Here is a 13,682-nt window from a genome sequence, read left to right on the forward strand (position 1 = left end):
AGCGGCCGCCTTATCGGTCGGCAGATTTGTGATGAAGCTTTTCCGGTATGCATTCGCCGGCCTCTTCCGGTATTGGCCCGGGATTATCGGCATCCTTTTTGCCGCAGGACTTTCCTATTTTTCCTGGCTGTATTGGCCGGCCGCTCACAAGCCGCATCACCACCATGTCCTGTTTCGACCGGTATCGCCCGACGTGGTGCATCGCGTATTTCCTCGCGACGCGACGAAAGACACGCGTAATGGGGACTACTATTACCTCGTGAATATCCTCTTTATTCCCCTTCAGACAGGGCTCCTCCTGCTCGCCGGTTTTGCGGGCTTTCGGACCCTGCGTCAGGGGCATCATTTCAAGCAGTATGATGTCGAGGCGGCCTGCATAAGGGACTATCTGGAGATCGAGCGGCAAATTAGTCAGGCCCGCACGGAGCAGGATTTCAACAGCGCGGTCCGATCCTACTGGGTGCTGATGCTTTATGAGTATTACTGGTGGCGGAAAAATCTGCTTTCACGCGAGCTATTCGCCAACTGGTGCCAATTTCGCGTTCAACGCTTCCGCACCAATGCGAACTACGCGTTACCGGGGACCGGCACCCCACCTTTCAGGACGTACCGCCAGGGATATGAGCATTTCCGGACGCAGAAGGTTTTTCCCAGTCCCTCCCGATTTGACGATTTGATGAAGGCACTGATGGATCGGGCGACCACCGGTGCCGAGGATCTCAACTGGAAGGACATCGAGCAATTCCGGCACGGGTTTGGGAAGGTGATTTGAGCAAACGGAGCTGCGTCGCACCACCGTCGAAAAGCTTGGTAATTGTTAAGCAGCGCGGTCAAAAGCGCAAAGCGCCTTGCCGTAATGAGAGGCAGGCCGTAGGCGGGCATCATTCGGTTTTGACGGCGAGTGCGCCTCGGTTACACGAAACGGCAATGATGAGAGATTGCTTCGGGCGGATGAGAGGCTGTCTGGGCACAACAGCGTCAAAAACAGCGACAGGCGCCCAAACCAATGCAGTCGCAGGATCGCTACAACAGCGCGCCGCAAGCAGCGAGCAATCAAGCCAATGGCGTCTGCGCTCAATCAAAGAGCTGCACGCGGGCCTCGCCGACTGGATCGCCTTTTATAACGAGGAGCGCCCGCACCAGGCACACGGCTATCGCACCCCGATGGCGGTCTGGCGCGCCGGCGCTACAGCAAAGGCTGTGGACATGGTGGACAACGCCGAAGAGGCGTTGCCCACATGCCCACAACCTCAACAACAGACGCAGACAGAGGCCCTGGCGGCCTGATATCAGAAAATCGGAGCGGCGAGACTTCCAACTAAGAAGGCGGCGTCAGTGGTCCTGCTCCCGGGGTCCACTTCACTGTTTCATTCATCGGTCTAATTGACGTTGTACTATCTTCGAAGCCACCAAGCGTATCGCCCACCCAAATGGTACAAGAAGTGCTCCTGGAATCTCTCGAACTACATGACGGGAGGTTCGAAATACTGAGCTATGGCGGAATCTGGGTGATGACGGTGTGAGGAAGGCGGCGTATCGAGGCGGGTGACGAGCCTGCCAGAACCTCTCGAGGAGAGCGATACGCCATGGCCTAGACTATCAATGTTCTTGCTTTCCGTCAGCCGTCCGCGGTTGATGATCCACTGACCGATATCGTTCGAGCCGGCGCGGGACCTCTTTGCCAAGGCGATCGAGATCGAGGTTGGCGCATTTCTGGCCAGCACGGCCAGTCTGACGCTGCCCGACGGTCGAGCGCGCCTGGTCCGACTTGGGCACGGTCCGGTGCGCGAGATTGCGACCGGCATCGGTCCGGTGGAGGTCGCTCGTCCCAAGGTCCGCGACCGCGGAGCGAGTGGGCCAGGCGACCGCCTCCGCTTCAGTTCGGCAATCTTGCCGCTATGGGCGCGGCGGACGAAGGGCCTGGATGCCTTGATCCCGGTCCTCTATTTGCGCGGCATCTCGACTGGCGACTTCTAGGAGGCGCTCGCGGCGCTGCTCGGCAAGGATGCGCCGAACCTGTCGCCTTCGGTGATCGCCGGCCTGGAGGCCGATTGGCAGGTCGAGTACGAACGCTGGCAGAGACGCGATCTGTCGGCGCGTCGCTATGTCTATATCTGGGCCGATGGCGTGTACCTGCAGGCCCGCATGGAAGATCACAGCGAATGCATGCTGGTGCTGATTGGTCCACGCCGGAAGGCAAGAAGGAGCTGATCGGCTTCCAGTCCGGCATGCGCGAGAGCGCGCAGAGCTGGCGCGAACTCCTGATCGACCTGCGGCAACGCGGGTTACGGATTGCCCCGCAACTCGCCATCGGCGACGGCGCCCTCGGTTCTGCAAGGCACTCGACGAGGCCTTTCCCGGCACGCGTCATCAACGATGCTGGTGCCATAAAGTGAGCAACGTACTCGACAAGGTCGCCAAATCCGTGCAGGGCCCCATGAAGAACGACCTGCGGAACATCTATCTGGCCCCACACCGGGCCGAAGCTGAAACCGCGATCGACGTCTTCGTCGAGAAATACCACGTCAAATACGAACGTGCGGTGGAGTGCCTGATCAAGGATCGCCACGCGCTGCTCGCCTTCTTCGACTTCCTGCTGAGCACTGGATCCACCTACGCAGCTCGAACCCGATCGAGAGCGCCTTCGCCACGGTGCGCCACCGAACGGTGCGGACCAAGGGATCGCTGTCGCAACAAACCGCGAAGCTGATGGTTTTCAAGCTCATCGACACCGCATCGAAGACCTGGCGGCAATTGAAGAGAAGAAACAGTTGCCGAAAGTCATCGCCGGTGTAAAGTTCACCGACGGAATCGAAGTCATTCCGAAAATTGAAAGCCACGCCGCCTGATCAGACCGAGCCACCCAAAATCAGCCATAGCTCCGAAATGAGCTATGCCGGAGTTTGGGTGACCGAGCTGGAGTTGCCCCCGTTAAAGCATGTGGTTTTTGACTCGAAAGCATCCGGCAAAGGCCGCGAGGTGCCTGTTTGAGCGCAACAGGTGCGCGAGCGCTCCGCTCCTGCTTGCAATGATGTGTGGACGCCGTGCTCTTGGTGATTGACGGCCGTTTGGCTTGGTGGCCTCGTTTCTTCCGAGGAGCGAGGGTATGTCGATCGAAGACCAGCTTCGGGAACGGCTGAAGAAGGTGGAGAACGCGAGCGCGCCGTCGGCGATGGCGAGCCGCGGCGGTACGTCGAGCCCGCGCCGCTTCAGGTCGAGCAGCAGATCGCGCCAGTCCTGCGCGCTCTCGCGGGCCCCCCATCGGTAAAGCCGACCAGTTCCTTGCGGCCTTCCGGCGTCGCGCCGATCAGCACCAGGATGCACTGCTTTTCGTCTTCGAGGCGTTCTTGGAGATGGATGGCATCGGCCCAGATGTAGACGTAGCGCTTGGCCGACAAATCGCGGCTGCCACGCTGTGTGTTCGTCGAGCCAACCGTCCTTCAGACGGCCGATGGCCGAGGCCGACAACCCGGCAGCATCCTTGCCGAGCAGCGCCGCCAGAGCCTCGGAGAAGTCGCCGGTGGAGATCCCCTTCAGGTAAAGGATCGGCAGCAGCATCTCGATCGATTTCGAGCGGCGCATGTAGGGCGGCAGGATCGACGGAGAGAACCGGATGCGGTCGGGGTCGGTAGCGCCCGCTTCGCGATCGCGTACACGCGGCTGGCGGACCGCGACCGGACCGATACCGGTCATCACCTCACGTTCCGGCAGGTGACTGTGGCGCACGACGCGCTGGTGGCCGTCCGCGGTCTTCAAATCGGCATGCTTGCCGAAAAAGTTCGCGACCTCGGCCTCGACCGCCTGGGCCAACAGAGCACGCGCCCCATTGCGCAAGATTTAGGTGAGTTTATCGTCGACGTTTCCTGGCTGAATCAGCTTGGTGATGTTATCTTTGGACACGGCATATCGCTCCTTCGGTGGAGAAGTGGAGGTGTCAAGCACCCCCATGATATGCCGCCTTTCCGATTTCCGCCGTCACCAACTTTCAGCGATAGCTCCCTGCTCGTCTTCGCAATTTTTGCCTGAGACCTATCACCGGCGGACGTGATCAGACCCGCAGGTTTTTAGCGCTACTCTTGCCACGCTTGGGGTCGACTTTGACTTCGTAAGAAATCTTTGGCGTTCTGCCAAACCAGAGAGTCCAGCGTGTTCTACGCGCTAATGTGGACAAAGATGTCGTTTCCGCCGTCATCTGGAGCGATAAATCCCTACCCCTTTTGGACATTGAACCACTTCACAGTACCTGTTGCCATACGATCACTTCCTTTGCCGCCGCACCCAGTCCATACGCTGGTGGGTAAGGGTGCCAGAAACATAGCAACCGGCGTGCCGGACCGAAATTGCTGATCCTACAGGGATGGCGAGCATCGGGTCGACGACAATGGACGCAAAGCTGACAACGCGTGCGACTGCCAACATTCTCGGGCTAGCTCAATCAGTTGGGATTACTCGAAGGCAGCACATGGCGGGTCGTAGGTTCTGGAACGGCATGATGCGAGCGCCGTGTGCTGCAGTTGAAAGTGCTCGACCCTATTGGCTCGCATATAGCCTCTTAGACTGGTCGCGCAGCAAGTTGATACCGGTGTCGTCGTATTCATCTGTGGCAGTGCCAGATCGATCACACAACGTCCGCAACTCGACGCCGAGCCTCTGGACCCGCACCGGCGAGGCACACCTTTCTATCTACTATTGAAGCATTCACTGCGCAAATTCTCGGGTGGCACACTCTTTGCTAGTTAGGTCCCAGATCCTTGCCGGGGAGAACGCGCATTAGTACCCGTTGCAAACCCTGCAATCGCCGTTGTGGGGATCGCGAGCTATCGATCAAGCACTGTGGAGCGTACTTGATGCTCAGCTTCCTCGATTCGTTTGGCATTGAGCCGCAGATGGCGCACAAAGCTCGGCTGCTTGGCCGCGCAGACGTGGTCCGCCAAGCCCGCGACATGATCGCTCGCGTCACCTGCGAATGTTGACCGCCGCCGACAAGACCCAGTCGATCCAGTTGGCTACGGGCCGGCTCGATATCGCCGTGGACAAGGCGGCCTGGCCGCTGGACAGCCTTTGCGCGTTTGCGGCGCGCGAAAATCCGCGGCGGGGGTTCCTGGTCGTATCCCGCGTCCTAGGGCGCTATTTGCCCGCCGCGCCGCAGCTGATGCGGCAGAGCGCCCGCGATCTCGCGGCGCGGCTTCCTGACGATCTGCCGGGGCCGGTGCTCGTCGTCGGCCTGGCCGAGACCGCCGTGTGCCTTGCCCAGACGGTGCACGAGGAATTTCGCCTCGCAACGGGCCGGGTCGACATCCACTTCCTGCATTCGACGCGACAGCAACTGGATCATCCGTTGCTGTGCCGCTTCGAAGAACCGCACAGCCATGCCTCCGCGCATCTGATCTACAGGCCGGCGCTTCCGGAGCCGCGATCACTGGTATTGGTCGACGACGAGATCTCGACAGGAACGACCCTTTGCAACCTCGCCCAGGCCCTCGCCACTGCTTGGCCGCGGATCGAAGCGATGTCGGTAGCGACGCTGACCGACTGGTCGGCCGGCAAGGCGTGGCAAGCACGCATGCCGCGTCCCACGCGCATCGCGGCGCTGCTGCGCGGACGCATGGAGTGGACGCAGGAGACGACGACGGTGCTCAACAGCGCGTTCGATACCGCTGCCGCTTCACTCGGGCGCATGGCGACGCATCGCAATTTCGGTCGGCTGGGACTCGACCGGCCCGTCGTGCCCGAACCCGATACCGCTGTGCCCGAGATCCTCGGCCCACTGCGGATCATCGGAACCGGCGAGTTCACCTATCCCCCCTTCCTGCTGGCGGAACGCCTCGCAGAAGAAGGGCATGATGTCGTCGTGCAGGCGACCAGCCGAAGCCCCGCACTCCCCGGTGCCGCGATGGTGACCAAGCTCCGCTTTGCCGACAATTATGGGACGGGCGTGCCCAATTACCTCTACAATGCCGACCGGGCCGATGGACGCGCGAACTGGATCGCGCATGAGACCGGCGCGGCGACAATCGACCCCGGGCTGATTGCCGCTCTCCGTGCCGAACTGATCGGCTGGACGGCATGACGCGTGCCATCACCCTGGTCGATCTGGACGACACACTGTTCCAGACGCTGCGCAAATGCCCGCCCGATTTGCCGGCCGACCGGTTGACGCCGCTGGGCTTCGCGCGCGACGGATCGCCACTGAGCTATGCGACCCCGCAGCAGATGCAGTTTCTGGAATGGCTGGCCGATACGACGCATCTCGTCCCCGTCACCGCCCGCAGCCTGGACGCATTGCGGCGGGCGCGCATTCCATTCCGCGCAGCGGTGTGCGCGCATGGCGGCGTCGTGCTGGATGACAGCGGTCAGGTCGACATGGACTGGGCTGCGACGATTGCCGACCGCGCCGCGCCCTTCGCGTCGCAGCTAGCTGGCCTGGCGGAGGCGATCAGGCGCAGGGCGCGCGACCGCGGCATCGCGGTCAACGCCCGTGTGCTGGTCGAGGACGCGCTGCCGCTCTACACCGTGGCCAAGCATGAAGATGCGGATGCCGCGGCACTTTTTGCGGTGGTCGACGCTGCCGTGCCGTCCTTGCCCAAGGGCTGGACGGACCACCGCAACGGCAACAACGTGGCGCTGACGCCACCCTATCTGGGCAAGGCCCATGCGGTGGCATATATCCTACCCGACCTCCGCGCACGCTTCCCTGATGCGCCGGTGATCGGCATCGGAGACAGCCGCACCGATGCGCCCTTCATGGGCCTTTGCGATTTCGCCATGATGCCCACCCGTTCGCAGCTGGCCGGCGGCATGTTCCATGCGGACTGAGGTCCCGTTCTCGGGCAGCTACGACCCGGCCGACGTCACCTTCCTGCTCAAGCCAGTGGTAATGGCCCCGACTTCCGTCGCCGAAAAGGAAGCGGCGATCCAGTCCGGCCGCCAGCACTATTCGGAGATAATCGCGCCGGAGAGGGTGCCGGACGACAGCTATCTATCCCTCTATCACGCCGCGCTTGCGCGGAACGGTGCCCGCCTGGCGCAGGATGTCGCCACCCTCGCTGCGCAGCTCGCCGCACGCAGGCCGGGGCGCGAGCTGGTAATCGTCTCGCTGGCGCGTGCTGGGACGCCGATCGGCGTCTTGCTCGCGCGGACCTTGCGGGCGCACGGACATCGCGCAGCCCATTATTCAATCAGCATTATCCGCGATCGGGGTGTCGACCGCGTCGCGCTCGCGCATATCGCCGGCCGGCACGATCCGCGAGACGCGGTGTTTGTCGATGGCTGGACCGGCAAGGGCGCGATTGCCGGCGAACTTCGCGCGGCCCTGGCCAATGCGCCATTAGGCTTCACACCGGACTTAGCCGTGATTGCTGACCCTGCAGGACAGGCAGACATCGCCGCGACGGCGGATGATTATCTGATCGCCTCGGGCTTGCTGAATGGCATCGTTTCGGGCCTGGTCAGTCGCTCGATCCTCAACGCCGCGTTGGTGGGGCCGGGCGATTTCCACGCCTGTGTCACCTACCCGCAATATGCCGGTGCTGATCTCTCACGTGCCTTCGTGGACACGATCGCGCCGTTGGCCGCTGCGGCGATACCGCAACCGGTAGATGGGCACGGCGCCCGCCGAGCGGCGCTGAAACAGGAATGCGAGGCGATGATGCGGCAGTTGCTGGCGGAAAGCGGAACGCATGACCGCAACCGGATCAAGCCCGGCATAGCCGAAGCGACGCGCGCCCTGCTGCGGCGGGCGCCGGAACGGCTGCTGGTTCGCGATTTCGAGGACGCCGATGTGGGGCACTTGCTCCATCTCGCCGCCGCGCATGCCATTCCGGTCGATACGCTGGGCGGGGAATCGCAGTATCGCGCGGTCGCAATTATCCGTAGCCTTGGCGACGATGCATGAGCCGGCTTTCCGCCCTCGCCCTTGGGGCCTCCTTGTATATGCCCTGCACCCGCGAGGATCTGGCCGATGCGTCGCTCGGGGGCTCACCTCTGAGCCCGCTGTTGGCGAATCTCTACTTTCGTCGGTTCCTGCTGGCTTGGCGCAAACACGGGCACCAAGACCAACTCGACGCGCATATCGTGAATTACGCGGGTGGGTGCGCCACGACGGCGCGAAGGAGGTGTGATGTAGAGCACCTTTGAGCAGCCTTGCTGCACAGAAGATGGGGGTTGGCCCCTCGAACTCGGGTTGCAGGACCAGGGTTCAAACCACCGGCTGCTGCTTCGGCCCAATGGTCGAGGTGGTGAGCGAGACCGGAAAAGGCAGAGCAAGACTCTGGCAGGTAAGGATCGAGGAGACGAGCGCAAGCGAACCACCGAAGAACTGTCGAAAGCGTAGGAAGGACGTCAAAACCAAGGGGTAGTCGTTATCTTGGGATTAGTCTGAGCGATACCTGTTTACGGCTCAGGCGTTAGGCGTGTTATTTGCTGTCGAACGGCGGTGCAGCCGCCACGAGCGGTTGGTCAATATCCTCTTCACTGCCGCCCACGCTCACACCGGGATTTCATCGCCTGCGCCTCGCAATCTCGTCAGAGACTGCGCTCGCAGCGCGTAAAAGCCGTTCATGCAGGGTCTCGAACATGTCGAGAATCTCGTGATTAGGTTCATTCCTGCCCTGTTCGATAGCCTCAGCGACGAGTTCGTCGAGGGCAGTTTTCTTCAACTGCTCTTCCCGGAAGAGGTGTTCATATAGTCCATCGATAGCAGGCTGCGGTTGGATGGAGCCGTCCCAGTCGCACCAGACCTCGAATGTCTGATGCCCCATAACGGCTTGCTCGACCATCTCCGCCTCCAGTTGGATCGTAGCCCACTCCTCGTCGTCCTTATCGACGAATCCGGGGCGGCTGATCGATCTCAGCCGTCACCTGGCCGCCGGTCAAGCCGTACGTTCTGGATGCTTTGCAAGGCGTACCCAGACCGTTCCCAGCTCCTATGCGCCTACGTCGTCACGCACTCGGTGAATGGACTGAAAGGTGATGCGCTCGACGTCGCGCATCTTGAGAGCACCGCAGCGGTCGAGGTCGAGGTCGGGTCATCGCCCCGGTCGTGAGCGTGGGCCGTCGCGAGCAGCGAGCAAGCGAACTCGTCCGCGCAACCAGCCAAGGACGCCTCCACGCCCGCGCAGGCGGCAGGGTCGTGGCGAACGCCTCCAGTGAACGTCGGATAGCCTTCCTTGGAGCGGCCGACCGAGCCGATGGAGCGCAATGAACGCAAGCTGGGCTGCGTCCCGGCATTTGGCAGATGCAGCTAGCCAGTCACTGTCCGATCTGCAGCTTCCTCGTCATCGTCGACATCATCGTCATCTGCGGGCAACGGGTCCGGAAACTCCCCGGCCAGCATTTTGTCCTTGCTGAGCAGGCCGGCATCCTCGAGCATCTCCATATCCGGAAGATCGCGCAGCGTCTCTAGGCCGAAGTGCGACAGGAATGCCTTGGTCGTCACGTAGGTGTAGGGCGCGCCCGGCTGCGGGCTACGCGGCCCGGCAGCGATGAACTTAAGTCCGCGCAGACGGGCGATGGTATCGCGGCTGACCTCCTTGCCGAAGAAGGATGACAATTCGCTGCGATTGATTGGCTGGTAATAGGCGATGCAGGCGAGGATCAGCGCTTCGGTCTGCGACAGCGCCTTGTCGTCGCCAGCAGCGCCGATCGCAGCCCGGATCGCCTCGGCGAAGTCTTTGCGGGTCCGGTGCTGCCAGCCGCCGGCGACGGAGACGAGCTCGTAAGGCCGACCGCTGAGCTCGTTGCGGATATCGTCGATGATCAGATCGAGGCTGCAGTCGCGGCCGACGACGCGCGCCAGCGTCTCGCGCGTCACCGGCTCGGGCGAGGCGAAGATCACCGCCTCCACGCGGCCCATCCATTCGCGCCAGCGCAGCTCCGGCGGCAGGTCGGCCAGCTCGGTGTCGAGATCGTGTTTCGGTCGCGCGCGCCGCCCCATGTCAGAGCCCGTAGAGCCGGAAGGTCGGCCGGCCGGTGAGCTCGCGCACTACGCCGAGCGAGACCAGCCGCTCGAACAGCCGTCGCGTGCTGCGGTCGCTCGCCGTCTTGCCGGCGCCGGCGGACTGGGCATCTTCCACCATCAGGATCGCCACCATCGTGTCGGCATCCTTGCCGCGCAACTTCGGCGCGACCGCCAGCAGGCGTGTCGCCCGCCGTGCGAGATCACTGTAGAGGTCGATCGCGGCCACGGCAGCCGTCGTGTAGGCCGCACAGAGTGCGCTCATGAAGATGGTCTCGCCCTCGAGGTGCTGCGGCGCTTTGCGCAGCGCGCCGCACGACAGATGGGCCGCGATCAGCGGCACCGGTGCCGGCCAACGGAGCTGGTGCGCGAGGACGGCGTCCGCCAGCCACAGCGGCACCGCCTCCTCATTCGGGAGCAGATGCCTACTCGCTGCGATGATCTCCGCGGCGGCGAGCACCGGCATGACGTGCTCCCGCTGCGTATGTCGGCCTGCAAGTTCGACGATCTGGTCCGGCAGCGAGTTGAGCGGATGGCCGAGTGTGGCAAGGGCAAAGATCCACTCCTCCACATCGCTGGAGGCCAGTTCGCCGAGCTTGCGCCAGGCGGCAAGAATGCGACCGCCCGGACCAGGGTCATCGCCGTCGCGGCGCAAGTACCAGTGGTCGCGCAGCACCGCTTCGTCGTCCGTCCGCCCGCCCTGGCGCGCGAGTGCGGCCGCGCAACTGAGGGCGAGACGCCGACGCCAAAGACTGCCGAGCGGGTGCTCGTCGCGGGCGATCGGATGCAGCGCCGCCAGCGCCGCGCCGGCATAAAACACCGCTTCGGCGACGATGTCGGGTGGTGCGCGACGACGCAGCCAGGCGGGCGCCGGGGCGAAGGTCGGCGGGGGTTCGGGCATGATTCGCGCGCGCGAGGGCATGGCGGAACCTAGCCATTCGCGGCGCTTATGACCACAAGATACGGCAGAAACCGCCGCGCTCGTCGGTGGATAACAACGACCGATAATGTTGCCTTATCGTTCGTTTTTGTCATTTATATAGAGAATGGCCATTTGCAGCGCCCAGAACCCGGAGAATCGCGCTCCGGAAGCCCTCGGCCAGCGCGGGTGTCGGATGAACGGAATTCGTGAGTGTCGGATGAACGGAATTCGTGAGATTCGGCGCGCCGGGCGGAAATCTCGCGCACAATTATGAGATTCCCCGCGCATAATTGTGAGACTGGCTGAATCGGAATTTATGAGACTGCCCGCGTTTCTGGCCCAGACGACCGAAAATCACGGCAATCGGGCTCCCGCCCGCCTCTCGGCATAGTTCGGGCAACGTTTCGTGGATGTCGGCACAGGGCGCCAGAGCCTGACTAGAGACGTCCGGCCGCCTGCAACGCATCGGCGAAGGTCGTAAGCGGCGCAACAAGTGTGAGCGGCTGATCGGTCAGCGGCTCGGCGCCAAAGCCGCGGTACCATTGTGCCGCCGGCTCGTTCTTGGCCTCGATGACCATCAGGACGCCGCCGATCTCCTCCGTCACCCGCAGGCAGCGCAAAGCGGCCGCCAGCAGGAGCTGGCCACCCAGCCCCTCGCCCGCAACCGTCTTGTCGACCGCGAGCCTCGCCAGCAGGAATCCGGGCACCTTGTGGCGCGCCAAGCCCTTGGTCATGACCGCCGGCACGACGTCGTGCGCGACAGACGCCGGCGCAAGGCTGTAGAAGCCCAGGACCCTGCTTGGCGTATCGTTGGCGATCGCGCAATATGTTTTGACCGCGTTCTGCTCATGCCCCTGGCGCGCATAGCGCAGCAGGAAGGTGTTCAGCGCGTCATCACCACAGTCGAAGGCTTTCCGATCATGGCTTTTGGCGATCGGCTCCTCGTGCCACGCGGGAAAGGTCACAGATCTTTGGGCAGACTGGCTGCAGCCGCGCGCAGCTTGGCATTCGCCTTGGGCGGATTGTCCAGGAGGTCGAGAACGCGCGCAAAATCGCGTTCCGACACCTTGATCACATCGGCTTCGGCAATGACGGCGTCCGCTTCACGCAGCGCCGACTGTGTCACGAAACTGGTCAGATCGGTATGGCGTAGCGCAGCCGCGCGCATCAGTCGGGCTTTCACCTCCGGCTTGATCCGCAGATTCATGCGGTTGGTGTCATCGACGGCAACGCGCGCCATGGCTCAAATCCGCTCCTTGTGCAGCCACAATATGTACACGATACAACAGAGCAGGTCAATGCCGTACACACACAATATGTACAGAGAGGACGCATGACTATGATCGGCGTCGAAAACGAGGATCTTCCCGGTCTCACCATTTCCGCTCCGATCGGCATGCCGTTTGACGCGTCAGAACGCAAATCTGGCGATCCATCAGAGCACGCGCGCCCCGTGGAAGGCCCCCTCCCCTCTCCGGACGCTCGCCTTGGCGGTCCGACCACGCCTGGGTGCTCAGGTTCAGGCCTCGGTCACCGTCAAGTGTCGTCGTAGAGTCCATCGCGAAATGCCTTACTGACCGGTCGTGCCCCAGCGTCGCGCCCGCGATGGCGCAGTTTGTTGACGAACCAAAGGCCGCGCTCGATCAGGGAAAGCCGAGGCCAGTCAAGTTCGGCATCGAGGTGCTCGTAGCCCGGCTCCATCTTGCTCGCCTCGATTGCAGCGCTGTCTTGATCGCTCAGCTCCGCAGTCCGAACGACCCGGCGATCGCGGCCGGCGGCTTGGTGGCCTTCGGTCGGCCCGGCCCCGCCATGCGGCGCCGGCTGCTCGCTGGTTTGCTTCGGGTCATCGTCCATCACATCGTCTCCCCTGCTCCCTTGATGATAGCGGGGCCGCGCTATTTCCGCATAAGCCCTCTTGAGAAACGGCGAAATCATGATTATAGTCATTATGGTCAAAATAGTCAAAAAGAGGCCATGACTGCCATCAAGAAATCATCCGGCCACGATACGGATAGTTGGACCATCGCCGACGCGAAGGCGCGCCTGTCCGAGGTGATCGAGCGAGCCCAAACTGATCCGCAAGTCATCACCCGGCACGGCAAGCCCAGCGCTGTCATCGTCTCGGCAGAAGAATGGGCGCGCAAGACCGAGCGGAAAGGTACCCTCGCCGAGTTCCTGCTCGCCTCACCGCTCCGGGGCGCCGAGCTCGAGCTCGATCGCGTCCGTGACCAGCCGCGCGACCTCGATCTGTGAATGTGCTGATCGATACCAATGTGCTGTCGGAGGTCCGGCGGCCGGCGCCGGACCCCAAGGTTCTGGCGTGGCTTGACGCGCTCGACGAGGATCGGGCCTACATAAGTGTCGCCTCGATCGCGGAGCTTCGGCGCGGCATTGCCCTGATGGACGACGGCCGCCGACGTGCGGCCCTCGCCGCCTGGCTTGCGGATGACCTGCCGGCCCGCTTCGCCGGCCGGATCCTGTCGATCGATCCCGCGATTGCAGAACGCTGGGGCGAGCTGATGGCGCAGGCCCGTAAACGCGGCGTTGCGCTTTCGGTGATGGACGGTTTTTTCGCGGCAACAGCCCTTGCCCACGAACTCGTGCTCGCCACCCGCAACACCAAGGATTTTGCGCCGCTCGGCATCCCGATGTTCAATCCTTGGGCTGATGCAAGCGAGCCAGAATGACCACCCCTGCTCGCCGGTCGCCGTGACGAATCGGTCGAAGCCGGATCGGCTCACCGGTCCAGTTTACCGCTTGCCGGACGGTAGCGAATGCCGATTTGGCGATGATTATGATAGGCTA

At 62.8% G+C, this 13,682-nt stretch carries 14 protein-coding genes and 3 pseudogenes; 9 read left to right on the plus strand and 8 right to left on the minus strand.

Annotated features, from left to right (window positions below; translation table 11 throughout):
* Positions 1 to 28 precede the first annotated feature (28 nt).
* From F758_RS0113520 to F758_RS43830, 3 genes and pseudogenes are all read left to right on the plus strand, one after another.
* Positions 29 to 772: a hypothetical protein gene (locus F758_RS0113520; protein ID WP_157449993.1), complete on the plus strand. Its 744-nt coding sequence runs from the start codon at positions 29 to 31 to the stop codon at positions 770 to 772.
* Between the two features lie 155 nt (positions 773 to 927).
* A complete protein-coding gene (locus F758_RS47630) occupies positions 928 to 1,287 on the plus strand; it encodes an integrase core domain-containing protein (RefSeq protein WP_024508369.1) in 360 nt (119 codons plus the stop codon).
* A 311-nt stretch (positions 1,288 to 1,598) separates the two neighbouring features.
* Positions 1,599 to 2,849 (plus strand): annotated as a pseudogene (locus F758_RS43830) (IS256 family transposase).
* Positions 2,850 to 3,150: 301 nt separating this feature from the next.
* Here F758_RS43830 and F758_RS43835 read toward each other — a convergent pair.
* Together F758_RS43835 and F758_RS47635 are read right to left on the minus strand one after the other, a co-directional pair.
* Positions 3,151 to 3,900: pseudogene (locus F758_RS43835) on the minus strand (IS256 family transposase); the annotation flags it as partial.
* 148 nt (positions 3,901 to 4,048) lie between these two features.
* Positions 4,049 to 4,202, minus strand: a pseudogene (locus F758_RS47635) (cold-shock protein).
* A gap of 645 nt (positions 4,203 to 4,847) precedes the next feature.
* On the opposite strand from F758_RS47635, the gene F758_RS52775 reads away from it, so the two are divergent.
* From F758_RS52775 to F758_RS0113570, 4 genes are read left to right on the plus strand one after another with little or no spacing between them, the layout of a single operon-like run.
* Positions 4,848 to 4,973: a hypothetical protein gene (locus F758_RS52775; protein WP_283805858.1), complete on the plus strand. Its 126-nt coding sequence runs from the start codon at positions 4,848 to 4,850 to the stop codon at positions 4,971 to 4,973.
* Positions 4,967 to 6,070 carry a phosphoribosyltransferase domain-containing protein gene (locus F758_RS0113560; RefSeq protein ID WP_024508373.1) on the plus strand — a complete coding sequence of 368 codons (1,104 nt, stop codon included), beginning with the start codon at positions 4,967 to 4,969 and terminating at the stop codon, positions 6,068 to 6,070. The genes F758_RS52775 and F758_RS0113560 overlap by 7 nt, the downstream gene beginning before the upstream one ends.
* On the plus strand, positions 6,067 to 6,816 hold the full coding sequence (locus F758_RS0113565) for an HAD family hydrolase (RefSeq protein ID WP_024508374.1): 750 nt from the start codon (positions 6,067 to 6,069) through the stop codon (positions 6,814 to 6,816). Before F758_RS0113560 ends, F758_RS0113565 begins: the two co-directional genes overlap by 4 nt.
* A complete protein-coding gene (locus F758_RS0113570; protein WP_024508375.1) occupies positions 6,806 to 7,894 on the plus strand; it encodes a cysteine protease StiP domain-containing protein in 1,089 nt (362 codons plus the stop codon). The genes F758_RS0113565 and F758_RS0113570 overlap by 11 nt, the downstream gene beginning before the upstream one ends.
* 604 nt (positions 7,895 to 8,498) lie before the next feature.
* Here the strand turns inward: F758_RS0113570 and F758_RS0113580 are convergent.
* From F758_RS0113580 to F758_RS43840, 6 genes are all read right to left on the minus strand, one after another.
* Positions 8,499 to 8,777, minus strand: coding sequence for a hypothetical protein (locus F758_RS0113580; protein ID WP_024508377.1), 279 nt, complete (start codon positions 8,775 to 8,777; stop codon positions 8,499 to 8,501).
* A gap of 464 nt (positions 8,778 to 9,241) precedes the next feature.
* A complete protein-coding gene (gene scpB / locus F758_RS0113585) occupies positions 9,242 to 9,934 on the minus strand; it encodes an SMC-Scp complex subunit ScpB (protein WP_024508378.1) in 693 nt (230 codons plus the stop codon).
* 1 nt (position 9,935) lies between these two features.
* Positions 9,936 to 10,856: a DUF1403 family protein gene (locus F758_RS0113590; RefSeq protein ID WP_245286489.1), complete on the minus strand. Its 921-nt coding sequence runs from the start codon at positions 10,854 to 10,856 to the stop codon at positions 9,936 to 9,938.
* 458 nt (positions 10,857 to 11,314) lie between these two features.
* Positions 11,315 to 11,842 (minus strand): hypothetical protein, encoded by a 528-nt coding sequence (locus tag F758_RS0113595; protein ID WP_024508380.1) that lies wholly within the window; start codon positions 11,840 to 11,842, stop codon positions 11,315 to 11,317.
* Positions 11,839 to 12,117 carry a type II toxin-antitoxin system TacA family antitoxin gene (locus F758_RS0113600; protein WP_024508381.1) on the minus strand — a complete coding sequence of 93 codons (279 nt, stop codon included), beginning with the start codon at positions 12,115 to 12,117 and terminating at the stop codon, positions 11,839 to 11,841. The genes F758_RS0113595 and F758_RS0113600 overlap by 4 nt, the downstream gene beginning before the upstream one ends.
* A 296-nt stretch (positions 12,118 to 12,413) precedes the next feature.
* Positions 12,414 to 12,731 (minus strand): prevent-host-death protein, encoded by a 318-nt coding sequence (locus F758_RS43840; RefSeq protein WP_198026482.1) that lies wholly within the window; start codon positions 12,729 to 12,731, stop codon positions 12,414 to 12,416.
* Positions 12,732 to 12,851: 120 nt separating this feature from the next.
* Between F758_RS43840 and F758_RS0113610 the strand changes: the two genes are divergently transcribed.
* Together F758_RS0113610 and F758_RS0113615 are read left to right on the plus strand one after the other, a co-directional pair.
* The gene (locus tag F758_RS0113610) at positions 12,852 to 13,130 is read left to right on the plus strand and encodes a type II toxin-antitoxin system Phd/YefM family antitoxin (protein ID WP_024508383.1); all 279 of its coding nucleotides are present in this window, start codon (positions 12,852 to 12,854) and stop codon (positions 13,128 to 13,130) included.
* Positions 13,127 to 13,564 (plus strand): type II toxin-antitoxin system VapC family toxin, encoded by a 438-nt coding sequence (locus F758_RS0113615; protein ID WP_024508384.1) that lies wholly within the window; start codon positions 13,127 to 13,129, stop codon positions 13,562 to 13,564. Before F758_RS0113610 ends, F758_RS0113615 begins: the two co-directional genes overlap by 4 nt.
* The last annotated feature ends 118 nt before the right edge of the window (positions 13,565 to 13,682 follow it).

The organism is Bradyrhizobium sp. ARR65 (assembly GCF_000472385.1).
Classification (GTDB): Bacteria; Pseudomonadota; Alphaproteobacteria; order Rhizobiales; family Xanthobacteraceae; genus Bradyrhizobium.